The sequence below is a fragment of the Nocardioides salsibiostraticola genome (assembly GCF_054783655.1).
Genome location: NZ_BAAGQD010000025.1, coordinates 260,881 through 277,598, shown reverse-complemented (window position 1 = coordinate 277,598; position 16,718 = coordinate 260,881). Strand labels below are relative to the sequence as shown.

General features: G+C 65.3%; 10 protein-coding genes. All 10 read right to left on the bottom strand.

All coding sequences use genetic code 11. The annotated features are described in order from the left end of the window. Positions 1-7: 7 nt before the first annotated feature. The 10 genes from ACYVLV_RS13605 to ACYVLV_RS13560 all read right to left on the bottom strand — a co-directional run bounded on the left by ACYVLV_RS13605 (position 8) and on the right by ACYVLV_RS13560 (position 16,716). Positions 8-3,886 carry a DNA-directed RNA polymerase subunit beta' gene (locus tag ACYVLV_RS13605; RefSeq protein ID WP_460810703.1) on the bottom strand — a complete coding sequence of 1,293 codons (3,879 nt, stop codon included), beginning with the start codon at positions 3,884-3,886 and terminating at the stop codon, positions 8-10. Positions 3,887-3,997: 111 nt separating this feature from the next. Then, entirely contained in the window at positions 3,998-7,492 is a 3,495-nt protein-coding gene (rpoB, locus tag ACYVLV_RS13600) for a DNA-directed RNA polymerase subunit beta (protein ID WP_460810701.1), read from the bottom strand. 312 nt (positions 7,493-7,804) lie between these two features. Beyond that, a complete protein-coding gene (locus ACYVLV_RS13595; RefSeq protein ID WP_460810699.1) occupies positions 7,805-8,686 on the bottom strand; it encodes a J domain-containing protein in 882 nt (293 codons plus the stop codon). Continuing rightward, positions 8,683-9,522, bottom strand: coding sequence for a hypothetical protein (locus ACYVLV_RS13590; RefSeq protein ID WP_460810698.1), 840 nt, complete (start codon positions 9,520-9,522; stop codon positions 8,683-8,685). The genes ACYVLV_RS13595 and ACYVLV_RS13590 overlap by 4 nt, the downstream gene beginning before the upstream one ends. Continuing rightward, a complete protein-coding gene (locus ACYVLV_RS13585; protein ID WP_460810697.1) occupies positions 9,483-10,760 on the bottom strand; it encodes an MCE family protein in 1,278 nt (425 codons plus the stop codon). Before ACYVLV_RS13585 ends, ACYVLV_RS13590 begins: the two co-directional genes overlap by 40 nt. Further along, positions 10,757-12,256 carry an MCE family protein gene (locus ACYVLV_RS13580; RefSeq protein WP_460810696.1) on the bottom strand — a complete coding sequence of 500 codons (1,500 nt, stop codon included), beginning with the start codon at positions 12,254-12,256 and terminating at the stop codon, positions 10,757-10,759. Before ACYVLV_RS13580 ends, ACYVLV_RS13585 begins: the two co-directional genes overlap by 4 nt. After that, positions 12,253-13,392: an MCE family protein gene (locus tag ACYVLV_RS13575; RefSeq protein WP_460810694.1), complete on the bottom strand. Its 1,140-nt coding sequence runs from the start codon at positions 13,390-13,392 to the stop codon at positions 12,253-12,255. Before ACYVLV_RS13575 ends, ACYVLV_RS13580 begins: the two co-directional genes overlap by 4 nt. Continuing rightward, positions 13,389-14,369 (bottom strand): MCE family protein, encoded by a 981-nt coding sequence (locus ACYVLV_RS13570; protein WP_460810691.1) that lies wholly within the window; start codon positions 14,367-14,369, stop codon positions 13,389-13,391. Before ACYVLV_RS13570 ends, ACYVLV_RS13575 begins: the two co-directional genes overlap by 4 nt. Next, positions 14,366-15,421 carry an MCE family protein gene (locus tag ACYVLV_RS13565; RefSeq protein WP_460810690.1) on the bottom strand — a complete coding sequence of 352 codons (1,056 nt, stop codon included), beginning with the start codon at positions 15,419-15,421 and terminating at the stop codon, positions 14,366-14,368. Before ACYVLV_RS13565 ends, ACYVLV_RS13570 begins: the two co-directional genes overlap by 4 nt. Then, positions 15,421-16,716 (bottom strand): MCE family protein, encoded by a 1,296-nt coding sequence (locus tag ACYVLV_RS13560; protein ID WP_460810688.1) that lies wholly within the window; start codon positions 16,714-16,716, stop codon positions 15,421-15,423. Before ACYVLV_RS13560 ends, ACYVLV_RS13565 begins: the two co-directional genes overlap by 1 nt. Positions 16,717-16,718 lie beyond the last annotated feature (2 nt).

The following is a 16,718-nucleotide window of genomic DNA, read 5'->3' as shown; positions in this document are numbered from 1 at the left end:
CCTGTTGCTAGTTCTGGTACGACCCGAAGTCGAAGTCGTCCAGAGCGACCGCCTGACCGGAGCCGTTGCCGAACTCGTAGTCGTAGGAGTCGTAACCAGTGACGGAGTACGCCGCAGCGCGGGCCTCCTCGGTGGGCTCCACGCGGATGTTGCGGTAGCGCTCCAGGCCGGTTCCGGCCGGGATGAGCTTCCCGATGATCACGTTCTCCTTCAGACCGCGCAGCGAGTCCGAGCGCCCGTTGATGGCGGCGTCGGTGAGGACTCGGGTCGTCTCCTGGAAGGAGGCGGCCGAGAGCCACGAGTCGGTGGCCAGTGAGGCCTTGGTGATCCCCATCAGCACCGGACGACCGGAGGCGGGGGTGCCGCCCTCGGAGACCACGCGACGGTTCTCCTCCTCGAACTTCACCCGGTCCACCAGGTCGGAGGGCAGCAGGCTCGTCTCACCGGACTCGATGACCGTCACGCGCCGCAGCATCTGCCGCACGATGATCTCGATGTGCTTGTCGTGAATCGACACGCCTTGGCTGCGGTACACCGCCTGCACCTCGTCGACGAGGTGCTCCTGAGCCTTGCGCACACCCAGGATCCGCAGGACGTCCTGCGGGTCGGGGGTACCAGCGGTCAGGTGCTCGCCGACCTCGATGTGCTGGCCGTCCTCGACGCTCAGTCGCGAGCGCTTGGACACGACGTACTCCTGGATCTCCGAACCGTCGTCTGGGGTGACCAGCACCTTGCGCGACTTGTCGGTGTCCTCGATCTCGACCCGACCAGCGGTCTCGGAGATCGGGGTACGACCCTTGGGTGAACGAGCCTCGAAGAGCTCGACCACTCGGGGCAGACCCTGGGTGATGTCGTCCGCCGAGGCGGAACCACCGGTGTGGAAGGTACGCATCGTCAACTGCGTGCCGGGCTCGCCGATGGACTGGGCGGCGATGATGCCGACCGCCTCACCGATGTCGACCAGCTTGCCGGTGGCCAGCGAGCGGCCGTAGCACTTGGCGCAGGTTCCGGTGCGGGCATCACAGGTGAGCACGGAGCGCACCTTGACCGTCGGGATCCCGGCCGCGATGAGCTCGGCGATCTTGACGTCGCCCAGGTCGCCGCCGGCCTCGACCAGCACGTCGCCGGTCTCGGGGTGGGTGACCTCGGTGGCCGCCGAACGGGCGTACGCCGCGGTCTCCGCGTTGTCGTCCTTGCGGACCGACGTGCCGTTCCCGTCCTCGACGACGATCCCGATCACCTTGGGCAGACCGCGCTCGGTGCCACAGTCGTCCTCACGGATGATGACGTCCTGCGAGACGTCCACCAGACGACGGGTGAGGTACCCCGAGTCGGCGGTCCGCAGTGCGGTGTCGGCCAGGCCCTTGCGGGCACCGTGGGTGGCGATGAAGTACTCCAGGACCGTGAGGCCCTCACGGAAGTTGGACTTGATCGGCCGCGGGATGATCTCACCCTTGGGGTTCGCCACCAGTCCACGCATGGCTGCCACCTGGCGGATCTGGTTCATGTTTCCAGAGGCACCGGAGTCGACCATCATGTAGATGGGGTTCGACCGGTCGAAGTTGGCCTCCATGGCCTCTCCGACCTTGGCGGCCGCGTCGGTCCAGATCTCGATGAGTTCCTGGCGACGCTCCTCGTCGGTGACCAGACCCCGCTCGAACTGCTTCTGGATCTTGGCCGCACGCTCTTCGTACGCCGCGAGAATCCCGATCTTGTCCTTCGGGGTCGTGACGTCGTCGATGGAAACCGTGACACCGGACTGGGTGGCCCAGAGGAAACCCGCGTCCTTCAGAGCGTCGAGCGAGGCAGCGACCTCGACCTTGGTGTACCGCTCGGCGAGGTCGTTGACGATCGCACCGAGCTGCTTCTTGCCCACCTCGTAGTTCACGAAGGGGTAGTCCGAGGGCAGGGTCTCGTTGAACAGGGCCCGACCCAGGGTGGTGTCCAGGGTGACCGGTCCGCCTTCGGTGTCCACCAGGGCGCCGATGGGCGCCGTGATGTCGGTGAAGCGGATCTTGACCTGGCTCTGGATGGTGATCTCGTGCTTGTCGAAGGCCATGATCGCCTCGGCCACCGAGGAGAACGCCCGGCCGTCGCCGACCTGGTCGGGACGATCGGTGGTCAGGAAGAACAGACCGATGATCATGTCCTGGGTAGGCATGGTGACCGGACGCCCGTCGGAGGGCTTGAGGATGTTGTTCGTCGACAGCATCAGGATCCGGGCCTCGGCCTGGGCCTCGGCGGACAGCGGCAGGTGCACCGCCATCTGGTCACCGTCGAAGTCGGCGTTGAACGCCGTGCAGACCAACGGGTGGATCTGGATGGCCTTGCCCTCGATCAGCTGGGGCTCGAAGGCCTGGATGCCGAGACGGTGCAGCGTAGGTGCCCGGTTGAGCAGCACCGGGTGCTCGGTGATGACCTCTTCGAGGACGTCCCAGACCACGGGGCGAGCGCGCTCGACCATCCGCTTGGCGGACTTGATGTTCTGGGCGTGGGAGAGGTCCACCAGACGCTTCATCACGAAGGGCTTGAAGAGCTCGAGCGCCATCTGCTTGGGCAGACCACACTGGTGCAGCTTCAACTGGGGACCGGAAACGATCACCGAACGACCGGAGTAGTCGACGCGCTTACCGAGCAGGTTCTGACGGAAACGCCCCTGCTTGCCCTTGAGCATGTCGGAGAGCGACTTCAACGGACGGTTGCCCGGCCCGGTGACCGGACGACCACGACGGCCGTTGTCGAACAGCGAGTCCACGGCCTCCTGGAGCATCCGCTTCTCGTTGTTGACGATGATCTCGGGGGCACCGAGGTCAAGCAGACGCTTGAGCCGGTTGTTCCGGTTGATCACGCGGCGGTAGAGGTCGTTGAGGTCCGAGGTGGCGAACCGGCCACCGTCGAGCTGGACCATGGGACGCAGGTCCGGCGGGATGACCGGAACGGCGTCGAGGACCATGCCGGTGGGCTGGTTGCCGGTCTTGCGGAAGGCGTCGACGACCTTGAGTCGCTTCAGCGCGCGGACCTTCTTCTGGCCCTTACCCGTGGCGATGGTCTCGCGCAGGGACTCGATCTCTGCCTCGATGTCGAAGCCCTCGAGGCGCTTCTGGATCGCCATGGCGCCCATGTGGCCCTCGAAGTACTTGCCGAACCAGGTCTTCATCTCCCGGTAGAGCATCTCGTCGCCGGTGAGGTCCTGGATCTTGAGGGTCTTGAACGTGTTCCAGACCTCGTCGAGGCGGTCGATCTCGCGCTGGGCACGGTCGCGCAGCTGCTTCATCTCCCGCTCGGCACCGTCGCGCACCTTGCGGCGCTGGTCGGCCTTGGCACCCTCGGCCTCGAGGGTGGCGAGGTCCTCTTCCAGCTTCTTGGTGCGGTCCTCCAGGGAGGTGTCGCGACGACGCTCGAGGCGCTCGCGCTCCAGGCCGATCTTGCCCTCGAGGGCGGTCAGGTCGCGGTGGCGAGCGTCCTGGTCGACGGCGGTGATCATGTAGGCAGCGAAGTAGATGACCTTCTCGAGGTCCTTCGGCGCGAGGTCGAGCAGGTAGCCCAACCGGCTGGGGACACCCTTGAAGTACCAGATGTGCGTGACCGGCGCGGCGAGCTCGATGTGGCCCATCCGCTCACGGCGGACCTTGGAGCGGGTCACCTCGACGCCGCAACGCTCACAGATGATGCCCTTGAAGCGCACGCGCTTGTACTTGCCGCAGTAGCACTCCCAGTCCCGGGTGGGGCCGAAGATCTTCTCGCAGAAGAGGCCGTCACGCTCCGGCTTGAGCGTGCGGTAGTTGATGGTTTCGGGCTTCTTGACCTCGCCGTGGCTCCACGTACGGATGTCGTCCGCGGTGGCCAGGCCGATCTGAAGCTGGTCGAAGAAGTTCACGTCGAGCACGATGGCTGCAACCCTTCAGTTGATCTGTGAAAAGCAGTGATTGGAATGGGGGCCGAACCCGGGGGCTGGGGCGGTCGCTGAGCGACCGGCGCCAACCCCCGGAACGACCTCTTAGACTTCTTCGACCGAGCTGGGCTCGCGGCGAGACAGGTCGATGCCGAGTTCCTCGGCGGCACGGAAGACGTCCTCTTCCGCGTCCCGCATCTCGATGGCCGAGCCGTCCTGGGACAGCACCTCCACGTTGAGGCAGAGCGACTGCATCTCCTTGACGAGCACCTTGAAGGACTCGGGGATCCCGGAGTCGGGGATGTTCTCGCCCTTGACGATGGCCTCGTAGACCTTCACCCGACCGGGCACGTCGTCGGACTTGATCGTCAACAACTCCTGCAGCGCGTACGCCGCGCCGTAGGCCTCCATCGCCCAGACCTCCATCTCACCGAAGCGCTGGCCACCGAACTGGGCCTTACCGCCGAGCGGCTGCTGGGTGATCATCGAGTAGGGACCCGTGCTGCGCGCGTGGATCTTGTCGTCGACGAGGTGGTGGAGCTTGAGGATGTACATGTAGCCCACCGAGACGGGGTCCATGAACGGCTCACCGGAGCGACCGTCGAACAGGTTGGCCTTACCGGTCTCGTTGATCAACCGGTCGCCGTCGCGGGTCTTGATCGTGGAGCCGAGTAGCCCGGTGATCTCGTCCTCGCGGGCGCCGTCGAAGACCGGAGTCGCGACCTTGGTGTTCGGGTCGGCCTTCTCCATGTGGATCTTCATCAGGCGCTGCTTCCAGTCAGCGCTGTCCTTGTCCTCGTGCAGGTCCAGGTCCCAACCCTGCTTGGCGAGCCAGCCGAGGTGGAGTTCGAGGATCTGTCCGACGTTCATCCGGCGCGGAACACCGAGCGGGTTGAGGACCACGTCGACGGGGGTGCCGTCCTCCATGAAGGGCATGTCCTCCACGGGCAGGATCTTGGCGATGACGCCCTTGTTGCCGTGACGACCGGCAAGCTTGTCGCCCACCGAGATCTTGCGCTTCTGAGCGACGTACACGCGCACGAGCTCGTTGACGCCCGGCGGCAGTTCGTCGCCGTCCTCGCGGTCGAAGACGCGCACGCCGATGACCGTCCCGGACTCACCGTGCGGAACCTTCATCGAGGTGTCGCGCACCTCGCGCGCCTTCTCACCGAAGATCGCGCGGAGCAGTCGCTCCTCGGGGGTCAGCTCGGTCTCGCCCTTCGGCGTCACCTTGCCGACCAGGATGTCACCGGTGGTCACCTCGGCGCCGATGCGGATGATTCCGCGCTCGTCGAGGTCTCCCAACATCTCCTCGGAGACGTTGGGGATGTCCCGGGTGATCTCCTCGGGTCCGAGCTTGGTGTCGCGGGCGTCGACCTCGTGCTCCTCGATGTGGATCGAGGTGAGGACGTCCTCCTGCACCAGGCGCTGGGAGAGGATGATCGCGTCCTCGTAGTTGTGACCCTGCCAGGGCATGAAGGCGACGAGCAGGTTGGTGCCCAGCGCCATCTCGGCCTTGTCGGTGCAGGGGCCGTCGGCGATGGGGCTGCCGACCTCGAGGCGCTCTCCCTCGGCAACCAGGGGGCGCTGGTTGATGCAGGTGCCCTGGTTGGACCGGCGGAACTTCGCCAGTCGGTAGGAGGAGTAGGTGCCGTCGTCGTTCATGGTCTCGACCAGGTCGGCCGAAACCTCCTTGACCACACCGGCCTTCTCCGCAACGACCACGTCGCCGGCGTCGACTGCGGCGCGGTACTCCATGCCGGTGCCGACCAGCGGGGAGTCGCTGACGATCAACGGGACGGCCTGACGCTGCATGTTGGCGCCCATCAGGGCGCGGTTCGCGTCGTCGTGCTCGAGGAACGGGATCAGCGCGGTGGCGACCGACACCATCTGACGCGGCGAAACGTCCATGTAGTCGACCTCGCCGGCCAGGATCTCGGAGACCTCACCGTCGCGCTGGCGGACCAGCACGCGCTCCTCGACGAACTTGAGGTTGTCGTCGAGCGCGGCGTTGGCCTGCGCGATGACGTAACGGTCCTCGTCGTCAGCGGTGAGGTAGTCGATCTTGTCGGTGACCGAGCCGTTTTCGACCTTGCGGTACGGCGTCTCGACGAACCCGAACGGGTTGATCCGACCGTAGGAGGCCAGCGACCCGATCAGGCCGATGTTCGGGCCTTCGGGGGTCTCGATCGGGCACATGCGGCCGTAGTGCGAGGGGTGGACGTCACGGACCTCCATGCCGGCGCGGTCACGGGACAGACCGCCCGGTCCCAGTGCGGAGAGGCGACGCTTGTGCGTCAGACCCGCGATGGGGTTGGTCTGGTCCATGAACTGGCTGAGCTGGGAGGTTCCGAAGAACTCCTTCAGCGCGGCCACCACGGGACGGATGTTGATCAGCGACTGAGGCGTGATGGCCTCGACGTCCTGGGTGGTCATCCGCTCACGGACCACGCGCTCCATCCGAGCCAGCCCGGTGCGGAGCTGGTTCTGGATGAGCTCGCCGACGGTACGCATCCGACGGTTGCCGAAGTGGTCGATGTCGTCGGAGGAGATGTCGAGCGAACCCTGGGGGGCCTCGACCTGCTCCTGGCCGTCGTGCAGGGCCACGATGTATCGGATGGTGGCGACCACGTCGGCGACCGTGAGGGTCTGGTGGTCGAAGGCCTCGAGGAGACCGAGTTTCTTGTTGATCTTGTAGCGCCCGACCTTGGCCAGGTCATACCGCTTCGGGTTGAAGTAGTAGTTGCGCAACAGAGTCAACGCAGCTTCGCGCGTGGGGGGTTCGCCCGGACGCAGCTTGCGGTAGATGTCCAGCAGGGCGTCGTCGGGGCCCTGGGTGTTGTCCTTCTCCTCGGTCAGCTGGATCGACTCGAACTGACGCAGGTCCGCGATAACGGCTTCGTAGTCGTACTCCTCGCCGATGTCCTCGGCGACCGCGGCCAGGGCCTTCAGCAGGACCGTGACGTTCTGCTTGCGCTTGCGGTCCAGACGGACGCCCACGAGGTCGCGCTTGTCGACCTCGAACTCCAGCCAGGCACCGCGGGACGGGATCAGCTTGGAGGTGTAGATGTCCTTGTCGCTGGTCTTGTCGGCGGCGCGCTCGAAGTAGACGCCCGGCGACCGGACCAGCTGGGAGACCACGACACGCTCGGTGCCGTTGATGACGAAGGTGCCCTTGGGGGTCATCAGGGGGAAGTCGCCCATGAAGACGGTCTGACCCTTGATCTCACCGGTGTCGTTGTTGGTGAACTCCGCGGAGACATAGAGCGGAGCGGAGTAGGTGAAGTCCTTCTCCTTGCACTCGTCCACGGTGTACTTGGGGTCGTAGAAGACCGGGTTCTCGAACGAGAGCGACATCGTCTCGGAGAAGTCCTCGATCGGCGAGATCTCCTCGAAGATCTCGGTCAGGCCAGACTTGGTCGAGACGTCCTCGCCGTTGTCCTGGCGCCGCTTGACGACGGCCTGCCATTCCTCGTTCCCGACAAGCCAATCGAAGCTGTCGGTCTGGAGGGAGAGAAGTTGCGGAACCTCGAGGGGCTCCTTGATCTTTGCGAACGAACGGCGATTCGCCTTGGAAAGTGGGGTGCTGCGCGCGGCCAAGAGTTGTCCTTCGACGATGAGCTCTGACGATGAGCTCTTCGGGGCGACCCACCGACCACATCATCAGCCACCGGGCAGGCTGAGAGCATTTGAGGGCAGGCGCAATGCGCTAGAGTACACCTGATTACACGGCGCGGCAAGGTGCGCTGACGTCAACCCCCTACCCGTTGTTGCGGGCGTGCCTCGGGGTCGGCCAACTCGTGCCCTGATCTTGCTCCTGCATCGCGATCGGGTCAAGCGAAACGGACCAGAGAGCCGCACATCGGGACGGGTCAGGCGGACGGGTCGGGCGGGTCGGGCGGGTCGGGTGGGTCAGGCGGGTGGGGTGGCGGTGATCAGTTCGGCGACCAACCACTCGTCGTCCACCTTCTGCATCCGCACCGTCACCTGGTCGCGGTAGACCCGCGGCTCGGTGTCCTGCTTCAGAGTCGGCCGGTTGATGAACACGAAAGCCAGCACCTCGTCGGCCTCGGCACTGACGATCCCCGACGCGACCACCTCGGTGGTGACGACCGTCTCGGTCTCGGGAGCGTTGATGGTCAGTTGCGCGAAGAGCTTGTCGTACTCCTTGGAGAACGACGGGGTCAGGAAGTTCTCCGCCGCGGCCTTGGACTGCTCCATCTGGCGGTAGTCATAGGAGAGGACCGGGACGATGGCCTGTTCGGCTGCGGCCAGGCCCTGGTCGGCAGCGTTCTCGACGCTCGAAGCCCGGGACTGCACGATCAGGACCACCACGGTCATCGCGACCATCGCGAGCGCCAGCACCGACAACAGAGCCAGGACCAGAGTGCTGGGGCCACCCGATCGTGAGGTCTGTTTCGTCGTCTCGGCTGGTTCGGCCGTTTCGGCGAGCGGTTCCCCGGTTACGTCCGCTTCCGCTTCCGGTTCCGGCGGCTCCTTGTCCAGATTCACGGGCACAGCAACCGTGGCCGGAACCTCCGCGAGTTCGCGATCGGTCTCAGCCGTCTCCGCTTCGGCTTCGGCTTCGGCCTCTGCTTCGGCTTCAGCCTGGAGCTCGGCGTCGTACTCCCGACGCCGCTCCGGGTCGAGCAGCACCTCGGCGGCCTCGTTGCGCAGCCGGAAGCCGCGGTCACCGGGGCTCAGATCCGCGATCGAGGCGCGCCACGCCTCACGGATCTCTTCGGCGTCGGCGCTGGGGTCCAGGTCCAGGACGTCGTACCAACTCGGGGTCACTGGCCGTCTCCCTGGTTACTCGGGGCGGGGTCGGTCGGGACTGCGTCGCTGGGTGCGGGGTCGCTGGGTGCGGGGTCACTAGGGGCGGGGTCACTGGGAGCGGGGTCACTGGGAGCGGGGTCACTGGGAGCGGGCGCCGCCGGATCAGTGGCACCGTCCTGCGGGACGAGCGGGGACTCGTTGGCGGGCAGTCCGGTGATGGGGGTGAAGTCGTCCACCAACCATTCGCCGTCCACCTTGACCAGGGTGACTTCGACCCGGAACGGAGAGGGTTCGACCTCGACCCGCTCGGCGCCCGCGGCGTCGGAGTTGGGGTAGGAGACGGTGAAGGAGCCGCCCACCAGGACACGTGCCGAGTCGACGTCGATGGAGGAGACCCCCGCGCCGAAGACCTGGGAGGTACGACCGACACCGGCCTGGGCGACGCTTTGTTCGGCGGCCTCGACCCCTTGCTCGAAGGAGGCCTTGAACTTCGGGGTGATGATCGAACTCACCCGATCGCGGTAGGCGGCCATCTGGTCGGATTCGTCGAGATCCGCCGGTCCGTAGGTGTTGACCCGCAACATGAACTGTTGGGCCAGCCCCAAGACCTCTTTACGTGCGGCCTCGGCATCGCCGTCGCCCTGGACCAGCGCCTGAACGCGGCCGCCGGCCGACCGACCGGGCGCGTCGGTTCGGGTCACGAACACGAAAGCGATCGTCAGGGCGCACAGAACCGCTACCGCCATCAGCCCGAGCGCGGCTCCGCGCCGCGCCGGTGAGGGCTGGGAGGGGTGCGTGGTGTCGGGGCTGTTGACTACTCCTGACCGCTGGTCAGGGGCTGGAGGAACAGCCACTTCCACGACTCCTCTCCGAGAGTTTGCGGAGCGACCTGATCGATCTGTCGCTGTGAGGCCTTGATCGTGTCACCCCAGGTCAACTTGCCCACCTCGGGGTCGAAGGAGGCCACGACGGGGGCGGTGCGGGGCAGGTTCTGCGGGCCGCGGGCGTTGCTCATCGCGGCGGGCTCGGTACAACCAGCCTCTTCGTCCATGGGTGCGTTCCCGCGGTCACTCTCCGGGTCGCGGCGCTCATCGCGAGAGATGTAGCCCTGCGAGCAGATCGGTTCCTCGGTGATGATGGCGCCGAAGTGGGCGTCGAACAGGCCGGTATCCTCGGATTTCGCGACCACGGTGAAGCCGCCCTCGACCACGTAGGGGTAGATCACGAGGGTCTGCTGGATGCCCGGCAGGTTCTCGACGATGATCTCGCCGGTCGTGATCAGGTTGTTGATGAGCGAGCCGAGTTCGACCTCGTTCTGCTGGATGAAGGTCCGCAGTTGGTTGGCGGCACCCGAGCCCGAGTCGATGACCCCTCGCAGGTCACCGTCGGAGTCGACGAGCGACCCGCTGAATAATGAGAGTTGGCTGGCGAAGGTCCGTAGTCCACTCTCGGAGGCGATCTGACCGTTCAGAACCACGTTCGTGTTCCGAATCAGGCGGCTCTGGGTCTCGAAGTTGGCGTCGGCCTCGGCGAGGAAGGAGTTCCCGGTGTCGATGATGCGCTGAAGGTCGCGTCCAGTGCCGTCGAAGGCCGTACCGAGCTCGAGGACGGTGGTCCGTAGGGCCTCGATATCCACCGAGGAGATGGTGTCGGAGAGGTTGGTCAGCAACTCGTCGGTCTGGATCGGGGTCCGCGTGTTGGCGACCTGGATCTCGGAGTTGTTCTCCAAGAACGGGCCGTCGTCGGTGCGAGGCTGCAGTTCGACGTACTGCTCCCCCACCGCGGAGCGGTTACCGACCACCGCGAGGGTGTCCGCAGGCACCTTCTCGGTGTCCTTCTCGATCTCCAGGTAGACGTCGACCCCGCGATCGGTGAGCTCCATCTTGCTGACCTGACCGATACCGACGCCGCGGTAGGTCACCTCCCCGCCGGCGAAGATGCCGCCGGACTCGGGCAAGTGCGCCACCACGGTGTAGGTGCGATCCACGAACGCACGGTCCAGTTGCGCGTAGCGCGCGCCGGTGTAGGTCACCCCGACCAGAGTGATGATCACGAAGACCAGGAGTTGGATCCGTGTCCGCCGGGTGATCACTGGGTCACCAACGGCGAGACGAGCAGCGAGGTCAGGGCCGGGTCGTAGATGTCCATGAGTTCTCCGATGGTCATGGTCGTGCGATTGCTACCCACGCTCAGCGACGGTTTGGTCGCCGATCCGTCGAAGGCCACGCGGTTCAGACCCAGGTTGCCGGCCAGGTTGGGCAACCCCGGAAGGTTGGGCAGATTGGGCAGGTTCGGCACCTTGGGACCGGTGGACTTGTTGCCGTTGTTGCGTGGGATCACGCCGCAACCGGCGGGCAGCGGGGCCGGCAGACTCTCGCAGACTGCGGTGAGGACCCCGGTGGGAAGACCCTGGCAGTTGGCCGGGCTGGGGTTGTCCACACAGGTCTGGATGGCCGCGTTGGCCCCGGTGCACAGGTTGCCGATGTCCAGGATGTCTTCCAGCGGGATGTTGCTGGCGATGTCCTCGAGCGCGGTGCACGGGATTCCGACGGTCGGCAGATCGGTCAGGTCGATCTCGAGTTCCACCGACAGGTTGGTGAAGTCACCCATCCGGAGGCTGCGGGCCACCTGGGGATCACGGCCGACGACCTCGTCCACGAACGGGTAGGTCAGGAACACGTTGAACGCGTCGACGAACGCATCACCGGAGTCCGCCAGTTGGGTCAGCGTCGGCTGGAGTTGGCGGAGAGCCTCGATGGTGGATTCCTTGGAATCACGGATCACCCGGACGCCGACGTCGCTGAGGTTGTTCAAAGCGGTCAGCATCTTGGTCAGGTCATCGGTCTGCCGGTCGAGGGACAACAAGGCGCTGGGCAGTTCGTCGAGCGCGTTGTCGATCGAGGGCTGCTGGTTGCGTACGGCCACCGAAAGCCGGTTGATGTCTTCGAGGGCCGCCACGATGGTGCCCTTGTTGGCGTCGAGTTGGCTGACGAAGGCGTCGATCTGGTTGAGCGCGGACTTCGTTTCGTCCTCACGGCCCTCCAGCGCCTTGTTCAGCTCCTTGGCGATGGTGCGCAACTGGGCGACTCCACCACCGTTGAGCAGCAGGCTCAGCGCAGCGAAGACCTCTTCGACGTCGGGGTTGGCCCCGCTACGGTCCAGCGGGATGACGTCCCCGTCGGCCAGCTCGTTGGGGCTCGGGTTGTCGGCCGGGGGCTCGAGGGATACGAACTTCTCGCCGAGCAGGCTGGTCTGACGGATCAGGGCCTTGGCGTTGGCGGGAAGTTCGACATCGTTGCGCAACAGCACGGTGACCTCGGCGACCTCGCCGTTCAGGGACACGTCGGTCACGCGACCGACGTTGACGTCGTTGACCTTGACGGTGGATTGCGGCACGAGGTCGAGCACGTCGGTGAACATGACCGTGATCTCGATGGCGTTGTCGCCCACGTCGGTGCCACCGGGGAGGGGCAGTTTGTAAACGCTGAACTCGCAGGCGCTCAGGATCATCGTCCCCACGATCACCAGAAGAACCAGGCGCATGGCCCGGGCCCGCGCTCGTAGTCGTGTAGTCACAGGATTCCTCATGGGGTCGCCTCCACCAGTCCGCCGAGCGAGTTGTCGAAGACGGCTCCGCTCGAGGAGCCTTGAGCGGCGCCGAAGGTGCCGGGTCGAGGCAACGGCAGGGTGTCGATCAGGTCGCAGGCCGCACCGGTCGGGTCGTTGGGCTGGACCAAGGCGCAGAGCACAGCGCCGGGGTCGCTCTCGATGTCCCCGACCAACTCACCGATGTTGGCGTTGGTGTCCAGGGTTCCCGCGTCGGGGTTGTAGGTCAGGGCCAGGTTGTTCAGCGCCAGGGGTGCCGTCTCCAGCACCTCGTTGAGGTTCTTGCGCTGCTTGACCAGGACCTTGGCGACCCGGTTGATGTTCTTGATGTTCCGTCCGAGGCTGTCGCGGTTGGTCTTCACGAAGTTGTTGACCTCACCGAGGGCCACCGAAAGGTTAGCCAGGGCCGAGGACAGTTCCTCTCGCTCACCGGCCAGCAGGGTGGACACCTGCCCGAGCGAGTCGTTGAACTGACGCACGGTTTCGTCGTTGTTGGCGAGGGTCTCGATGAAGTTCCCCAACTCGCGGGTGGAGTCGAAGAGCTCGTCCTTGTTGTTGTCCAGGGTCTCGGAAAAGCGGCTGAAGTCCTTGATGGTCTGGTTGAACTTCGCGCCCTGCCCACGGAAACTCTGCGCCGTGGTCTTCAGGAGGTCGTTCAGCGCGCCTTCACTGTTGGCTCCGTTGGGACCCAGCGCGAGGTTGAGCCGGTTCAGGCTGCTGTAGATCTCGTCGAGTTCCAGCGGCACCTGGGTGTCGGCATTTTCGATGACGGCGCCGTCCTCGATCACCTCACCGCCGGTGTAGGCCGGAATCAACTGAACGAAGCGGTCTCCCACGATGGCCGGGGAGATGATGACGGCCTGAGCATCGGCAGGGATGTCGACCGTCTGGTCGTACTCGATGACGACCTTGACCGTGGTGCCCTCGGGCTTGACGGTCTCGATCTTGCCGACCGCCACACCGAGAACACGGACATCGGAGCCTTCGTACAGCGAGATGGTCCGCGGGAAGAAAGCGGTGACGGTCTTCTTGTCGTCGCCGCCGGTGAAGGCGAACACACCCGCAACCACGAGAGCCAGCACGATCAGCGGCCCGATGAATCTCTGGACGGCGCTCATCCGAGGGGTACTCCGTTCGAGAGGTCCGGCACGGGCGGCAGGTTGAAGATGAAGGTGTCGAACCAGGGCCCGTTACCCAGGGTGCTGGCGAAGACGCGGTAGAACGGCGCCATCAACCGCAGGCTGTTGTCGATGTTGTTCTCGTTCTTGTTGAGGATGCCCACCGTGGTCTCCAGCTGCTGCAGAGCGGGAGCCAGGTCCTGGCGGGTGCTGCGCACCAGGGTGGTCAGTTCGCGGGACAGCTTGGAGGTGGCCAGCAGGATCCGGTGCACCTCGTCACGCCGGGCCACGAGGGCGCGGAACAGGACATCGGAGTCCTGCATCAACGCAATGATGTCGTCGTCGCGATCGTCGAGCACGGTGGAGAAGCGCTCGAGGTTCGTCAGGAGGCTGTTGATCTGCTCGTCCTTGGCCGCGATGTTCTGCGACAGCGCCGAGACACCCGACAGGGCCGCGCGGAACTCCGTCGAGGTGTTCCGGGTCAGATCCGAGAGGGTGGTCAGGGACTTGGCCAGTTGGTCGGTGTCGACCTCCGAGGCGGTCTCCGCCAAGCCCTCGAAGGCCTGGGTCACGTCGAACGGGGACACGGTGCGCTCCACCGGGATCGTCGCGCCCTCGGCCAGCTGACCGGTGCCGGCGGGCTCCAGAGCCAGGAACTTCGACCCCAGAAGCGTCTTGATCCGGATCGACGCTCCGGTGGTCTCACCGAAGTTGGAGTCGGTCTTGACCTTGATCGTCACCTTCACGCGACCGTCATCGAGTTCGACGTCGTCGACCTTCCCGATGCGGACACCGGCGAGCCGGACCTCGTCCTCGGCCGCAAGGCCGGCGGACTCGGCGAACTCGGCGTAGTAGGTGTCACCACCGCCGATCAGGGGGAGGTCTCCGGCCCTGAAAGCACCGACGAGGAGGGCGGCGATGATCACCATGCCCACCGCCCCGATGGGGACGGGGTTGCGCTCTCTGAACGGCTTCATCCCAGATCACACCTGTCGGAGTTGGTGCTGAAGTTCACGGGCACGTTGAGGTTCCCAGGCAACTTCACCTCGCCCTTGAAGTCACAGAGGAAGAAGTTGAAGAAGGATCCGTAGATCGCGGTGCGGCCGACCTTGTTGAGCTTGATCGGCAGCACCTGGAGTGCCCGGTCGAGTTCAGCCTTGTTGCGGTTGATGTTCGCGGTCAGGCGACGCAGTTGCTTGATGTCCTCCACGAACGGCGGCCGGATGCCGCCGACGAGATCCGCGGTCTCCACCGAGAGTCGGGAGATCTCGTCGAGCGAGCCCAAGATGACGTCGCGGTCCTCGTTGAGTCCGCTGACCAGGGTCCGGAAGTTCTTGATCAGGGCGCTGAGTTGGGTTTCCCGGTCGGCTATGCGGTCGAGCACGAAGTCCAGGTTGTCCAGCAGGTCGCTGATCAAGGCGTCACGGTTGGCCAACGTGGAGGTCACCGACGCGGTGCTCTGCAGCAGGCTCTTCAACGTGCCGCCCTCCCCCTGGAAGACCTGGATGACCTCGAAGGACAGCTTGTTCAGGTCGTCGGGCGACAGCGCCTCGAACAGGGGCTTGAATCCGTTGAACAGGACGGTCAGGTCGAGCGCGGGTGACGTCTGGGAGATCGGGATCGTCTCGCCGGGCTCCAGCGTCGAGGAGTCACCGACGCCCTCGGACAGGGAGATGTAGCGCTGCCCCACCAGGTTGCGGAACCGGATCTCGGCGGAGGTCGCCTTGGTCAGGGTGGAGGACTCGAACACGCTGAACGTGACGATCGCGCGAGTGTCGTTGGTGTCGCCCCCCTCGGGGTTGACCGCTTCGATCTCCTTGACCGATCCGACCTTGACCCCGGCGATCCGCACATCGTCGCCCTGGACCACGCCAGCGACGTCGACGAATTCGGCTTCGTAGTCGTTGGTGCTCTGGAAGGAGATGTTGCCGATCAGGATCACCAGCAGGCCGGTGGCCATCGTGGTGACGATGATGAAGATCAACAGCCGGGTCGCATCACCGGCGGTCTTCTTGTCGAGGAGTGCCATTAGCGGTACTCCACCTCCGCTCCACGGGTCATCGGCGCCAACAGCAGCGCGGCGAGGTCGGACACCTCGGCCGGGGTCACGCCCATGCTCGGTGCCAACAGGTTCTTGATCACTTCGGTCTCCTCGGGGCTACCGGCGTACCCGGTGCCGTCCCGGAAGAAGTAACCGGGGGCTGGACGCGAGGTGCCCTTGCCGGTCGGCTCGTCCACCCCGTCGTTGAAGTCGGGTTGGATCTTGACCGGGTTTTCCTGGCTTCCTGGAGGGCTCGGCAGGTTGATGCAGTTCGGGCCCCGGTTCTCAGCGATCCGCGGCTGGTCCTGTGGACCGTAGGCGCGGGGCTGACGGGGCAGCGTCTCGAGCACGATGTGCAGGGTGAAGTTGCGGAAGGCCTCGGCCTGCAGCGCGCCGGCCTTCACGATCCCCTTCAGCAGGCACGGGAACTCGGTGGAGTAGCGCGACAGGACCCGCAACTGAGCCTGGCTGAGCTCGCCCAGCCGCGTGATGTTGTCGCCGTTCTGGGTCAGGAAGACCCGCGCGGTGTCGGAGAACGAGGCGACGTCGTTGAACAAGGCGTTCAGCTTGGCCTCACGGCCCTGCAGGGTCCCGGTCGTCACGACTGTGTCGTCGAGGATCTGGGCGAGGTCGGGAAGGATATCGACGTAGATGTCGGCGGTCTGCGAGGTCAGTCGGAGGTCCTCCACGAGGGCGGGGATCTCCGGGTTCAACTTCTTCAGGTAGGCGTCGATCGTCTCGATGTTGTTGCCGAGCTGGTCGCCGCGGCCGTCAAGGGCGGTCGCGATGGCGTTCAGGGTCTTGTTGAGTTCAGCGGGCTGCACGGCCTCGAGGAACGGGAGCAGATCGGAGAGGACCTGCTCGACCTCGGTGGAGACGCGGGTCTTGCTGATGACCGCGCCGGGTTCGATGGCCGCGACCTGGGTGGCCTCTGGTCGTTTGGGGATGAGCAGCGACACGAACTTCTCACCGAAGAGGGTCTTGGGCAGGATCGACCCGGTGACGTCCTCGGGGATGAGGTCGCGGTCCTCGGGGAAGATGCCGAGCGTGACGCTGGCACCCTCGGCATCGGTGTCGAAGTCGAGGACCTCCCCGACGATGACCCCGCGGATCTTGACATCGGCGCGCTCGGGCAGTTGGAGACCGATGCTGGACGTCTGCAGGGTCACCTCGTCGTAGTCGACAAACTTCTTGGTGAACACCGCGTAGGTGGAGTAAACGCCCAACATCACCAACGCCAGGAAGGCGATGCCGAGGAACTTCTTGCTGCGTAGCGGATTCATTG

Coding starts and splice junctions, on each gene's coding strand:
- ACYVLV_RS13580 (WP_460810696.1), bottom strand. CDS start 12,256: ATGAGGAATCCTGTGACTACACGACTACGAGCGCGGGCCCGGGCCATG.
- ACYVLV_RS13575 (WP_460810694.1), bottom strand. CDS start 13,392: ATGAGCGCCGTCCAGAGATTCATCGGGCCGCTGATCGTGCTGGCTCTC.
- ACYVLV_RS13570 (WP_460810691.1), bottom strand. CDS start 14,369: ATGAAGCCGTTCAGAGAGCGCAACCCCGTCCCCATCGGGGCGGTGGGC.
- ACYVLV_RS13565 (WP_460810690.1), bottom strand. CDS start 15,421: ATGGCACTCCTCGACAAGAAGACCGCCGGTGATGCGACCCGGCTGTTG.
- ACYVLV_RS13560 (WP_460810688.1), bottom strand. CDS start 16,716: ATGAATCCGCTACGCAGCAAGAAGTTCCTCGGCATCGCCTTCCTGGCG.